Origin of the sequence: Mesorhizobium sp. WSM1497 (assembly GCF_001672455.2) — a bacterium.
Taxonomy (GTDB): domain Bacteria; phylum Pseudomonadota; class Alphaproteobacteria; order Rhizobiales; family Rhizobiaceae; genus Mesorhizobium; species Mesorhizobium ciceri.
Genome location: NZ_CP021070.1, coordinates 2,610,206 through 2,623,132, shown reverse-complemented (window position 1 = coordinate 2,623,132; position 12,927 = coordinate 2,610,206). Strand labels below are relative to the sequence as shown.

The 12,927-nt window shown below is 63.0% G+C and carries 7 protein-coding genes; 2 read left to right on the top strand and 5 right to left on the bottom strand.

Going from position 1 to position 12,927, the window contains the following annotated elements:
• The first annotated feature begins 241 nt into the window (after positions 1-241).
• Complete coding sequence (locus A9K65_RS12705; RefSeq protein WP_064994602.1) at positions 242-4,024, top strand: PAS domain S-box protein; 3,783 nt, start codon at positions 242-244, stop codon at positions 4,022-4,024.
• 325 nt (positions 4,025-4,349) lie between these two features.
• Here the strand turns inward: A9K65_RS12705 and A9K65_RS12700 are convergent, their stop codons facing one another.
• On the bottom strand, positions 4,350-6,308 hold the full coding sequence (locus A9K65_RS12700) for an acetoacetate--CoA ligase (RefSeq protein WP_064994786.1): 1,959 nt from the start codon (positions 6,306-6,308) through the stop codon (positions 4,350-4,352).
• A 289-nt stretch (positions 6,309-6,597) separates the two neighbouring features.
• On the opposite strand from A9K65_RS12700, the gene A9K65_RS12695 reads away from it, so the two are divergent.
• Complete coding sequence (locus A9K65_RS12695; protein WP_024505753.1) at positions 6,598-8,451, top strand: AsmA family protein; 1,854 nt, start codon at positions 6,598-6,600, stop codon at positions 8,449-8,451.
• An 18-nt stretch (positions 8,452-8,469) separates the two neighbouring features.
• On the opposite strand, the gene A9K65_RS12690 is transcribed toward A9K65_RS12695, so the two are convergent.
• The 4 genes from A9K65_RS12690 to A9K65_RS12675 all read right to left on the bottom strand — a co-directional run bounded on the left by A9K65_RS12690 (position 8,470) and on the right by A9K65_RS12675 (position 12,598).
• Positions 8,470-9,288: an ABC transporter permease subunit gene (locus A9K65_RS12690; RefSeq protein ID WP_013530251.1), complete on the bottom strand. Its 819-nt coding sequence runs from the start codon at positions 9,286-9,288 to the stop codon at positions 8,470-8,472.
• A gap of 4 nt (positions 9,289-9,292) precedes the next feature.
• Positions 9,293-10,267 carry an ABC transporter permease subunit gene (locus A9K65_RS12685; RefSeq protein WP_064994601.1) on the bottom strand — a complete coding sequence of 325 codons (975 nt, stop codon included), beginning with the start codon at positions 10,265-10,267 and terminating at the stop codon, positions 9,293-9,295.
• Between the two features lie 9 nt (positions 10,268-10,276).
• Positions 10,277-11,416 carry an ABC transporter ATP-binding protein gene (locus A9K65_RS12680; protein ID WP_013530249.1) on the bottom strand — a complete coding sequence of 380 codons (1,140 nt, stop codon included), beginning with the start codon at positions 11,414-11,416 and terminating at the stop codon, positions 10,277-10,279.
• Positions 11,417-11,500: 84 nt separating this feature from the next.
• The gene (locus A9K65_RS12675; RefSeq protein ID WP_064994600.1) at positions 11,501-12,598 is read right to left on the bottom strand and encodes a polyamine ABC transporter substrate-binding protein; all 1,098 of its coding nucleotides are present in this window, start codon (positions 12,596-12,598) and stop codon (positions 11,501-11,503) included.
• Positions 12,599-12,927: the final 329 nt, after the last annotated feature.

The window sequence follows — 12,927 nt, the reverse complement described above, 5'->3', positions numbered from 1 at the left end:
CCTTTTCAGCGGCAGCGGCTTTGACAGAAAGCCGTCTCGTTCATGTATGATGGCAATATAAAGGCAAATTTTGTGCATTGCAATATCTTTGTTGCAGTGCACCATAAATTTCTTTTGGGCCGTTAACCAAGAGCCCAGATTCCAGCCTTTGCACGTTCTGGCTTGTGGACCTTCGCGCCTCCGGCTTTTATTAACAAAGCGTTAACTGCAAAATCGCCGCTCCGTGAGGTCCGCCAAGCGCATGCCGTCCGAATATTCCTTCCTTGATGTCGCCGTGCTCGACGCGGTCCGCCAGCGCTTTGCCGCAGGCGACGCGATCGCGATCCTGTCGGCGGATCTGGAGCAGGTGATCTGGGCCAATGGGCCAGGAGCCGCGATGTTCGGTTATCCCGACATCGAGGCGATCATAGGCGCCTCGGCGCAGTTGCCCGTGATCGCCAGGCGCCAGATCATGGCGACCAGCGGATTTCCCGAGATTGGCAGCGACCGCGCCATCATGGTGCGGCTGGCGACCGGCATGACCAGCCGCGCCGTCGGCTTCCTGGCCAGTGCGGTGACCATGCCGGACGCCGAGAAGGCGATCATGCTGGCAGTGCCGGCGGCTCAGACAGGGTCACGCAGTGCCGGCGAAATCGCCGCGCGCGCCATTAGCGGCTTCACCGAGGATGGTCATTTCATCGCCTTTGTCGATGCCAGGGGCAACGTTGAGGCGGCCTCGGAAGGATTTTCGGCACTGGGCATCCTGCCGGAGACGCTGGCAGCACTGGTTGCCGACGTCGCAGCCGAGAGCGACCGCATTGTCAAGCGCCTTGTCCCGGGCGGCACGGCCTCCTACCCGGCAGGTCTGGCAAGATTGACCGAGGAGCGGCATCTGCTGGTGGTGATCGACGAGGACCAGCTCGACGACACAGCCCCTGCGGGCGAACACCTCACGCAAACCATTGCCGAGGCGGCACCAGCTGGCGATGCGGCTTCGCAGCCGGAACAGGGTGGCGAGACGCCGACCGAGGAACCAGGCGCCGCACTGCCGACCGAGGACGTCGCCGCATCGCAGCCGCATGCGATCACCGACGCGATCGGGCAGGCGCCGACGGCTGCCAATAGCGATCAGGCGGCAGCAGAGCCCACACCGGCGCAACACGACCATTGGTACTTCAACGCCGACGAGGACGGAGGGGAACAGGCGCCGCGACCAGCTGCGTCCGGACCTGAAGCGCCTCAAGAACCGGCGGCCCTGGAAGTCCAGTCCACCTCCGCGGCCACGCCGACGACCGTCTCGGCGATAGACCGCGCAGCGGCGCCGGTGCGCTTCGTCTGGCGCACCGATGCCGAAGGCAAGTTCAGCGCGCTGTCGCCGGAATTCGCCGACATCGTCGGCAAGCCGGCGGCCGACGTGATTGGCCGACGCTTCAGGGATGTCGCCGCCACATTCGGCCTCGACCCCTCGGGCGAGATATCGGGGCTCCTCGAACGGCGCGATACCTGGTCCGGACGCTCGGTGCTGTGGCCGGTCGTCGGCACCGATCTGAAGATACCCGTCGACCTGGCGGCGCTGCCTGTCTATGGCCGCAGCCGCGCCTTCGAGGGTTTCCGCGGCTTCGGCGTCGCCCGCGCCAGCGACGCGGTCGTCGATCCGGAGGCCATCGGCATGGCGCTGGTGCCCAATGGCCGGGCGCCGGCAACGCCGGAACCGCAAGTCATCCAACCCGCGCCCGAACAGCCGAACGCTGAGGAGCCCAGGGCCGAGGACGCTCAGGCATCGGATCCGTTCAAGGGCGAGGTGCCGGCGCTGATCATCGTGCCGAAACAGGAGCGGCGCTTTGCCGACAAGGTGATCCGGCTCGCCGAACATCGCCAGCCAGCCAACGACAAGGGCCTCTCGACCCTGGAACGCAGCGCCTTCCGCGAAATCGGCGAGCGGCTGAAGAAGGAGAGTGCTCCGGTCGAGCCACCAGAGACTGAGACTGCTGAGGCGTCGGCAGCGGAGACCGAGGCTCCGGTCAAGGCGTCCGACGACCCGATGCGCACCGGCGGCATCCCTGCGTCAGGGCCAGAGAACGAACCGGTCGAGCCATCCGAGACCGATGTCGATGCCGAAGACGAGCAGGATCTGGCACGGCTTGACGGTCACCCGGACGAAGCGGCTCGTGAAGCCCCCCTTGGGATGAATGTGACGGGCTCGTTGCTGGACTATGCCGGCCAAGATGACGAACGTGGCCCCGTGGCGGCGGAACCAGAGAACACCGCTGCGGTTTCGCCCGGCGAAGAGCCTGAAGCCACTGACGCGACACATGACGTCCTCGATGACGACAGCATGACGTCAGCAGATTTTCGCGATGCCGAAGACAGCGAGGATTGGGCGCAGCCCGACGAGGAAGCCGCATCGCCTGACGAGCAGGCGGTTGCCGAGCAAGCCGTCAATGCAGGCGACGCTGCGGAAATACGCGTCGAGCGCCCTCGCCTGCAGGTTCCGCCGCTCAAGGCCGAAGGGTTCGTGCCGTCGGCGTTTTCCGCGGGAGATGAACACAAGGCCCCGGACACGTCGCTGCTCGGTAAGCTGCCCGTGCCGCTGCTCATCCATTCCGGAGACCAGTTGCACTATGCGAACGAGGAATTCCTCAGCCTGACCGGCTACGAGGCGCTCGACGATCTGGCGGATGCCGGCGGCCTCGGCGCGTTGTTTGCCGACCCCTATGCCGACGACGGCGTTTCCGACGGCACCGATCGCGCGCTGCGGTTGAAGACGCGTGATGGACAGGAATTCCCGATCGAGGCCATTTTGCGCTCTGTCCCCTGGCGCGACGGCAAGGCGCTGATGCTGGTCGTGCGACGCTCCGGCGAGGATGATGCGCCGGCGAGCCTGCATGTGGTTGGCGACGAGCAGACGCAGCCGGATATTTCCGAGCTCAAGGCGCGCATCGCCGAGATGCGCACCATTATCGACACCGCCACCGACGGCGTCGTGCTGATCGGCCGTGACGGCACCATCCGATCGATCAGCCGGCCGGCCGAAGCACTGTTCGGCTTCGACAGCGACGATGTGACCGGCAAGCCGTTCGCCTCGCTGTTTGCCATCGAAAGTCAGCGCGCGGCACGCGACTATCTCAACGGACTGTCCGAGCCCGGCGTGGCGAGTGTCATGAACGACGGCCGCGAGGTTATCGGGCGCGAATCGCAAGGCCGCTTCATTCCGCTGTTCATGACCATCGGCCGGCTGCCCAACGACAGCGGCTTCTGCGCCGTCGTTCGCGATATCACGCAGTGGAAGCGGGCCGAAGAGGACTTGACGCAGGCACGTGCGGTGGCCGAGCGCGCGTCCTCGCAGAAGACCGATTTCCTCGCCCGCATCAGCCACGAGATCCGCACCCCGCTCAACGCCATCATCGGCTTTTCCGAACTGATGGTCGACGAGAAGTTCGGACCTGTCGCCAACGACCGCTACCGCGACTATCTGCGCGATATCAACCGCTCGGGCAATCATGTGCTCGACCTGGTCAACGACCTGCTCGACATCTCCAAGATCGAGGCTGGCCAGCAGGAGATGGCCTATGAGGCGGTGTCGCTCAACGACACGCTGGCCGAGACGGTGGCGATGATGCAGCCGCAGGCCAATCGCGAACGGGTCATCATCCGCTCCAGCTTCGCTTCGCGGCTGCCGGAAGTGGTGGCGGACCTGCGCAGCGTGCGCCAGATCGCGCTCAACATCCTGTCGAATGCCATCCGCTACACCCAGGCCGGCGGCCAGGTGATCGTCTCGACCGCCTATGAGACGTCGGGCGACGTCGTCATGCGGGTGCGCGACACCGGCATCGGCATGAGCCATGCCGAGATCGAGCAGGCGCTGAAGCCGTTCAAGCAGATCAACGCGCTGAAGCGCGGACGCGGCGACGGCACCGGGCTTGGACTGCCTTTGACCAAAGCGATGGTGGAAGCCAACCGTGCCCGGTTCACCATCAATTCGACACCGGGCGAAGGCACCTTGGTCGAGGTCGCTTTTCCATCGACCCGTGTGCTCGCGGAATAGATCAGCCCTCCACGCTTCGATCCCGATAAAAAGAAAAAGGCGCCCAAAGGCGCCTTAAGAGATGGGATTGCTGTCACAACGGGGGCTTGAGCGAATTCGGATCCTCGGGGCTGAGGAACGGGATTTCTCCCTCAAGTTACCTGCGACTATCGAGGCCGGACCTTAACAACTCCTTACCGGAGCGCCGGAAAATTTACGAATGTGTACCACTCATGAAATCTAGGTAAATTCTAGCGAGATATTTCGTTAACCATGCCGGAACGTCTTTTTTCATGCATGTCGTTGTCTCAAAACCGGGCCACTTTTGAGCGACATGCATTAGCAGCTACTCGGCCAATTGCGGCAGGTTCTTGAACAGCTCAAGCGCCTCTGGATTGGCGAGCGCCTCCTTGTTCTTGATGGCGCGGCCATGCACCACGTCGCGCACCGCAAGCTCGGTGATCTTGCCCGATTTGGTGCGAGGGATGTCGGTGACGGCGACGATCCTTGCCGGCACGTGACGCGGGCTCGCGCCGCCACGGATTTTTGCCCGTATGCGTTTTTCCAGATCCTCGTCGAGCTGCACGCCGGCGGCCAGGCGCACGAACAGGATGACGCGCACGTCGTTGTCGAAGTCCTGTCCGATGCACAAAGCTTCCAGGATCTCAGGCATCTGCTCGACCTGATTGTAGATCTCCGCCGTGCCGATCCTCACCCCGCCCGGGTTGAGCGTGGCGTCGGAGCGGCCATGGATGATGAGGCCGCCATGCTCGGTCCATTCGGCGAAATCGCCATGACACCAGACATTGTCGAAGCGCTCGAAATAGGCCGCCCGATACTTCTTGCCATCGGGGTCGTTCCAGAAGCCGATCGGCATCGCCGGAAAGGCTTTTGCGCAGACCAACTCGCCCTTCTCCTGTCGGACCGGCCTGCCGTCGTCGTCCCAGACATCGACGGCCAGGCCGAGGCCGGGTCCCTGGATCTCGCCGGTCCAGACCGGCTGCGTCGGCACGCCGAGCACGAAGCAGGAGACGATGTCGGTGCCGCCGGAGACCGAGGCCAGATGTACGTCCTTCTTGATGCCGTCATAAACAAAGCGGAAATCTTCCGGCGACAGCGGCGAGCCGGTGGAGGAGATTGCCCGCACAGTGGACAGATCATGCGTGCGGATCGGCTTGAGGCCGGCCTTGCGCACGGAATCGATGAACTTGGCCGAGGTGCCGAGGAAAGTCATCTTCTCGGCATCGGCGAAATCGAACAGCACATTGCCGTCGGGGTAGAAGGGCGAACCGTCATAGAGCAGCAGCGTCGCACCCGAAGCGAGCCCCGACACCAGCCAGTTCCACATCATCCAGCCGCAGGTGGTGAAGTAGAAAAAGCGGTCGCCGTCGGTGAGACCGGCATGCAGCCGGTGTTCCTTGACATGCTGGATCAGCGTGCCGCCGGCCGAATGGACGATGCATTTGGGAATGCCGGTCGTTCCCGACGAAAACAGGATGTAAAGCGGATGCGAAAACGGCAGCGGCTCGAAGGCGACGGGCTTGTCGGCGAAGGGCGACAGCGCCTCTTCCAGCGCCACCGCCTTGTCGATGGTCCCGGCAACATCGCTCGATGTGCCGAGATAGTCGACGACCAGGATCTTGTGGACAGTGCCGAGCTTGGCCGCGACCGCGGCGATCTTGTCGGCGACTTCGATCGCCTTGCCATTGTACCAATAGCCATCCGGCGCGATGAAGACGACGGGCTCGATCTGGCCGAACCTGTCGAGCACGCCCTGCTCGCCGAAATCGGGAGAGCAGGACGACCAGACGGCGCCGATCGAGGCGGCGGCCAGCATGGCGGCGACGGTCTCCGGCATGTTGGGCATCATGGCGGCAATGCGGTCGCCCTTCTTCACCTTGAGCGACAGGAAAAGCTGCTGCAGCCGCGAGGTCAGCGCGTGCAACTCGTTCCAGGACAGCCGGCGCTCGACCTTGTCTTCGCCGCGAAACACGATTGCGTCGCCTGAGCCGGTCTTCTTCAGCAGATTCCCGGCGAAATTCAGTGTCGCATCGGGAAAGAAAGAAGCGCCGGGCATCTTGTCGCCGTCGACGAGCAGCTTGTCGCCCTTGCCGCCGACGATGCCGCAGAAATCCCAGACCAGGCTCCAGAACCCTTCACGGTCCTCGACCGACCAGGCGTGAAGCTGCGAATACGAGGAAAACGCTACGCCGGCTTTGACTCCGGCGGCCTTGGTGAAGGCGGTCAAGGGTGCTGCGTCAATCTGGTCTTGCGTCGGGGTCCAGAGCGGTTGTTCGGCAGCCATGATCGTTCCTCCACGGTCGCCATCGCTTATGCATATCGCAGCGCAGCAGAGCAAGATTTTGTTCGGCTGATGCGACCAGATGTGCGCAAATGCCATCGCCGGGCCATAAAGACTTGAAATGCCTCAGCCCTAAGTCGTAGTGACAACTTGAAGTCGTAGTGACGGCCGGAAGTCCTGGTCACGACTGGAGTCGTGGTGACGACCGGGGCCGTGGTGACGACCGGGGTCGTGGTGACACCTGGGGTTACACCCGTCGGGCGATTGTCGGAATGGAAGCATACGGGGCCATATGCCATCATCTATGATCCGGCGCGGAATATGGGCGATCGGCGCTGCCGTGATCGTCGTCGCGCTGGTCGTTGCCGCCCTGCCGCTGATTGCCTCCACCCGTATCGTGCGCGACCGCATCGCCTGGGAAATGAGTGCGTGGAGCGGCTTCCGTGTCGCCATCGACGGTTCGCCGCGTATCGAGGTCTGGCCGACATTCCGCGCCATCCTGACCGATGTGACGCTGTCACAATGGACCGACACCGAGGCGCCGCCGGTGGTCGAGGCAGAACGGGTCGAGGTCGACCTTTCCGCCATGGCGGCCTTGCGCGGCGACGTGGTGTTTTCGACGGCGCGGCTGGTGCGGCCGACGATCCGGGTCCAGCGCACGCCTGCCGGCCTTTTCCTGCCCGCTGTCCCGACCGGCGGGCGCATCACGCGCTCCATCGACACGGCGCGCGGCCTGGTCAACGCCGACCCCGCCAAACCGGACCTCGACAAGCTGCCTACCGACACCTTCGGCACGGTCGAGTTTCGTGACGGCCGCATGGTAGCCTCCATCGGCGGCAAGGACGTCGAGATCCTGAGCAGTTTGAACGGTCAGGCAAATTGGGCGGCGATGAACAGCAATGCGACGCTGTCGGCAACCGGCATCTGGCGGGGCGAAAGCGTCGCGCTGGACGTCGCCTCGGCCAAACCGCTTGTGCTGTTTGCCGGCGGCACGGCGCCGCTGACACTGTCCTTCAAGGCGGCGCCCGCCACCTTCTCGTTCGACGGCACGGCCAGCATGTCTGAAAATACCTATTTCGACGGTCAAGCGAAGTTCTCGGCACCCTCGCTGCGGCGTGTCCTGGAATGGTCGCAGGCCGGCATCGCTCCGGGTGCGGCGATCGGCTCGGTCAGCATTTCGAGCAAGATCACCGCGACCGGCGGGCGCGTCAAGTTCGACAACACGGCGATTGCACTCGACAACAATCCGGGGATGGGTGCGCTGGACCTCTCGCTTGGTGAAGCACAACCTGTGATCTCCGGCACGCTCGCCTTCGACACGCTCGACCTCAGATCGTTTCTGTCGGCCTTCACCCCGCTGGTGCCGACCGGAGGAGCGGGGCCTGGCGAAATCGACACAAGTTTCGCCGACAAGATCAATCTCGATCTCAGGCTGTCGGCGGCGCACGCCACGGCGGGGCCGATCCAGCTCGCCGACGTCGCCGCCACCGCACAGGTCAAGGATGGTCTGTCCGTCTTCGACATCTCCGATGCCTCGGCCTTCGGCGGCAACATCCAGACCAGCCTTCGCTTCGATCGCAAGCCGGAAGGCTCGCAGGTCGAAATCCGCCTTCTGGCGTCCGACATCGACGGCGGTGCTTTCGGCACGGCGGCGGGGATGACGCGGCTGGTGCCGGTCGGCACGGGCACCGTCTCGGTGATCCTCAAGGGGCCGGGCAGAACCTGGGATTCCATCTTCGACAATGCCGACGGCTCGGTCTCGGCGACCTTCGGGCCGGGTGCGTTGAGCAAGCTCAACCTGCCGGCCTTCCTCAAACATACCGAACAGGGCGGCTTCTTCGCGCTCGACGATGTCTCCGACGCAACATTGCCGATCGACGGTGCCGAGATCAAGGCCACCATTTCGAAGGGCGTGGCGCGAATCGACAAGGCCGAGGCCAATTCAGCGAAGTACAAGATCTGGCTGTCCGGCATCGCGTCCTACGCCGGGCGCGGACTGGCCTTGTCCGGCGGCGTCATTCAGCCGGATCAGGCGGCAACGCAGGCCAACGGCCAGCAAGGCCCCAACCAGTCGTCGTTCTTCGTCGGCGGAACCTGGAGCACGCCGTTCATTTCCCCGATCAGCCGCGGCGTTTCGGGGGAATAAGCGGTCGCGTTTTCGTCTTCAGCCGCGTTGCGCGGCCTGCTCGTCGAGCTGGCGCTGCACCTCACGCCGCTTGTTGGCAAGCGAGGCGATGATGACGCCGATCGCCACGACGGCGATCAGGATGGTGCAGGCGGCGTTGATTTCCGGCGTCACGCCGAGGCGAACCTGGCTGTAGATCTTCATCGGCAGCGTCGTCGCGCCCGGCCCCGAGGTGAAGCTGGCAATGACCAGATCGTCGAGCGAAAGGGTGAAAGCCAGCATCCAGCCGGAGACGATCGCCGGCATGATGACCGGCAATGTGATCTGGAAGAAGGTCTTCACCGGCGTGGCGCCAAGATCCATCGCGGCTTCCTCCAGCGAGCGGTCGAAAGTCATGAGCCGCGACTGCACGACCACGGCGACGAAGCACATGGTCAGCGTGATGTGGGCGAGCGTCACGGTGAGGAAGCCGCGGTCGAGCCCGACGGCGACGAAGAGCAGCAGCAGCGACAGGCCGGTGATGACTTCCGGCATGACCAGCGGCGCAAAGACCATGCCGGAAAACAGCACCCTGCCCTTGAAGCGCGTGTAGCGGGTCAAGGTGAGTGCCGCCAGGGTGCCCAGCACCGTCGCAACCGTGGCCGAGATCAGGCCAACACGCGCAGTCACCCAGGTCGCGTCCATGAGACCCTGGTTGTGGAACAGCGAGACGTACCATTTGGTCGAGAAACCGCCCCAGACCGTGACCAGTTTCGATTCGTTGAACGAGAAGACGATGAGCAGCACGATCGGCAGGTAGAGAAAGGCAAAGCCAAGCACGATCGAGGTGATGTTGAAGCGGCTCCAGGTGGCGTTCATGAGGTCACCTGTCCATTTCCTGAGCGCGCGCCTGAGCCCGCTGGAAGAGCATGATCGGCACGATCAGCAGCAACAGCAGGATGACGGCCACGGCCGACGATACCGGCCAGTCGCGATTGGCGAAGAACTCGTTCCACAACGTCTTGCCGATCATCAGCGTCTGCGATCCGCCGAGCAGATCGGGAATGACGAATTCGCCGACAGCCGGAATGAACACCAGCAGACAACCGGCGATGACGCCGGGCAGCGACAGCGGGAAGGTGATTTTCCAGAACGCATTGGTCGGCGGGCAACCGAGATCCTTGGCCGCCTCGATCAGCGAATAGTCCATCTTCTCGAGAGCGGAATAGAGCGGCAGCACCATGAACGGCAGGTAGGAATAGACGATGCCGATGAAGATCGCCGTATAGGTGTTGAGGATGATCAGCGGCTGGTGGATGACGCCGGTGGCGAGCAGCAGCTGATTGAGCAGCCCTTCGGGCTTGAGAATGCCGATCCAGGCGTAGACGCGGATCAGGAACGAGGTCCAGAACGGCAGGATGACCAGCATCAGCAAGGTCGGGCGGATCGTCGCCGGCGCGCGCGCCATGCCGTAGGCGATGGGGTAGCCGACGAGCAATGTCAGGACCGTCGAGACCGCGGCGATGATGACGCTGGTCACATAGGCGTTGAAGTAGAGCGCGTCCTGCGTCAGCCAGGTGTAGTTGTCGAGGCTGAGCTGTTTCAGCTGAGCCAGGAACCCTGAGATACCGCCGCTGAAATCGAGCGCCGGCGTATAGGGCGGAATGGCGATCGCCGTCTGCGACAGCGAAATCTTGAAGACGATGACGAACGGAATGAGGAAGAAGAACAGCAGCCAGATATACGGGATGATGATGACCAGTCGGCCAACGAAGGCAGCACCCAGCCTGGCAAGGATGGATCTGCCGGCATTGGATGCCGGCGAGGCTGATGAGGTGGTGACGGCGGCGCTCGACATGGTCGCCCCCTACCGCGTCAGCACGACGCCGGCGTCGGGCCGGAAGGAAACCCAAGCGCGGTCGTTCCAGCTCAACGGATCCTCGGTGATGCGGGCCGCGTTCATGGTGCTGGCGCGCACCACCTGGCCGTCGTCCAGCCTGACATGATAGACGGTCATGTCGCCGAGATAGGCGATGTCGTAGACCTCGCCCTCGATGGCGTTGACGGCCTCGGCCGGCTTCTTCGACGACACCTTGATCTTTTCGGGCCTGATGGCGAAGGTGACGGCCGTCCCGGCCCCGGCGGTGCCGGCATTGTCGGTGCGGATGGTGATGCCGTTGCCGGCGTCTATGCTGGCGCTGCCCGCCTCGCCACGCGCGATCTTGCCCTCGAACATGTTCACGTTGCCCACGAAGCCAGCGACGAAACGCGATCCCGGCGCCTCGTAAACTTCGGCCGGCGTTGCCACCTGCATCACCTCGCCCTTGTCGATGATGGCGATGCGATCGGCCATGGTCATCGCCTCTTCCTGGTCGTGGGTGACGACGACGAAGGTCAGGCCGAGATTCTGCTGCAGGTCCATCAGTTCGAACTGCGTCTCTTCGCGCAGCTTCTTGTCCAACGCGCCGAGCGGCTCGTCGAGCAGCAGCACCTTGGGCCGCTTGGCGACCGAGCGGGCGAGCGCGACGCGCTGGCGCTGGCCGCCGGACAGTTGATGCGGCTTGCGCTTGGCGAACTGCTCGAGCTTGACCAGCTTCAGCATCTCGGCGACGCGCGATGCGATTTCGGGCTTCGGCATGCCGTCCTGCTTGAGGCCGAAGGCGATGTTGTTCTCGACCGTCATATGCGGGAACAGCGCATAGGACTGGAACATCATGTTGACCGGCCGCCGGTAGGGCGGGATGCCGCGCAGATCCTGGCCATCGAGCAGAATGCGGCCGGCTGTCGGCTCCTCGAAGCCGGCGAGCATCCTGAGCAGCGTCGACTTTCCACAACCGGAAGCACCGAGCAGCGCGAAGAACTCGCGCTCGAAGATGGTCAGAGACAGATTGTTGACGGCGGTGAAGTCACCGAACTTCTTGGTGACGTTGTCGAACTGGATGTACGGCTTGGCGTTCGGGTCGTTCCACGGTGCAAAATCCCTGCGGATGCTGCCAAGCGATTTCATGTCCCACTCCGTCCTGATTTTCTTGCTTCTTGCCCCAGGTAAAAACGGTCCCGGCAGGTGACTGCCGGGACCGTGTCGGATTGCTTACTGGCCGGTGACGATCTTGGTCCAGGTGCGCGTGATGACGCGCTGGGTCTTGGGATCGTACGGCGAGACGGTGTAGAGCTTCTTTATGGTCTCGGCATCGGGATAAACCGAAGGATCCTCCAACAGTGCCTTGTCGACGAATTGCTGCGAAGCCTTGTTGCCGTTTGCGTAGAGCACGTAGTTCGACGACTTGGCGATAACTTCCGGCTTCATCATGTAGTTGATGAACTCGAGCGCCTCCGCGACATGCGGCGCGTCGGCAGGGATCGCCATCTGGTCGAACCACATCTGCGCACCCTCCTTCGGCACGGAATAGCCGATCTCGACGCCCTGCTTGGCCTCGACCGCGCGGTTGCGGGCCTGGAACACGTCACCCGACCAGCCGACGGCCAGGCAGATATCGCCGTTGGCGAGTGCGTTGATGTATTCGGAGGAATGGAACTTCCTGATATAAGGTCGGACCTTGAGTAAGGTCTCCTCGGCCTTGGCGATATCGTCGGGCGATGTGCTGTTCGGGTCGAGGCCGAGATATTTCAGTGCAGCCGGAATGATGTCGGCCGGCGAGTCCAGCACATAGACGCCGCAGTCCTTCAGTTTGGCCAGGCTGTCGGGATTGAAGAAGACATCCCAGCTGTCGATCTTGTCGGTGCCGAGCGCCGCCTGCACCTTCTTGATGTTGTAGCCGATGCCAACCGTGCCCCACATGTAGTTGACCGAGTATTCGTTGCCGGGGTCGTACTTGGCCGTGCGTTCCGAAACCGTATCCCACATGTTGGAAATGTTGGGCAGCTTCGACTTGTCGAGCTTCTGGAACACGCCGGCCTGGATCTGGCGCGCAAGGAAATTGCCGCTGGGCACGACGACGTCATAGCCGCTGCCGCCGGCAAGCAGCTTGGTCTCAAGGATTTCGTTGGAATCGAAGGTATCATAGACGACCTTGATGCCGGTTTCCTTGGTGAAATCGTCGATGATCGAACTGTCGATGTAGTCCGACCAGTTGAAGACGTTGACAACACGATCTTCGGCGTGACCGCCGACGGTGAAAAATATCAGGAATGCCGACGTTGCCGAAAGCCAGAGCGCTTTGCGGATCATGCTATTCTCCTTTGATGAGTGTTCCTTCACCGGCTCGTCGCGACATCAGCGCGACCGGCATTTTCTTCAGACTATTGAGCTTTCCAAGGGGCGACAAGCGCGAACTGCCGAGACCATGCAGGCGGTTCGATGAGATGGCTGGATGCCCCTGAGGCGGCCTGGGAGGCGTGCCAATACCGTCAGAGGCTTTCGCCATGGCGCGGGCAGAGATACGACGATATGGTCCGGTCCCGATCGGACCGGCTGGGAGACTTGGCAAGATACGCCTGTCTTGTTGTTGCCGTATTCCCAGCCTGCCCGTGCCGCAGCGACGTTGTCAATGGCAAAGC

Bases quoted from the DNA above. Each gene is read 5' to 3' on its own strand.
- A9K65_RS12705 (WP_064994602.1), top strand. From the start codon at position 242: ATGCCGTCCGAATATTCCTTCCTTGATGTCGCCGTGCTCGACGCGGTC.
- A9K65_RS12700 (WP_064994786.1), bottom strand. From the start codon at position 6,308: ATGGCTGCCGAACAACCGCTCTGGACCCCGACGCAAGACCAGATTGAC.
- A9K65_RS12695 (WP_024505753.1), top strand. From the start codon at position 6,598: ATGCCATCATCTATGATCCGGCGCGGAATATGGGCGATCGGCGCTGCC.
- A9K65_RS12690 (WP_013530251.1), bottom strand. From the start codon at position 9,288: ATGAACGCCACCTGGAGCCGCTTCAACATCACCTCGATCGTGCTTGGC.
- A9K65_RS12685 (WP_064994601.1), bottom strand. From the start codon at position 10,267: ATGTCGAGCGCCGCCGTCACCACCTCATCAGCCTCGCCGGCATCCAAT.
- A9K65_RS12680 (WP_013530249.1), bottom strand. From the start codon at position 11,416: ATGAAATCGCTTGGCAGCATCCGCAGGGATTTTGCACCGTGGAACGAC.
- A9K65_RS12675 (WP_064994600.1), bottom strand. From the start codon at position 12,598: ATGATCCGCAAAGCGCTCTGGCTTTCGGCAACGTCGGCATTCCTGATA.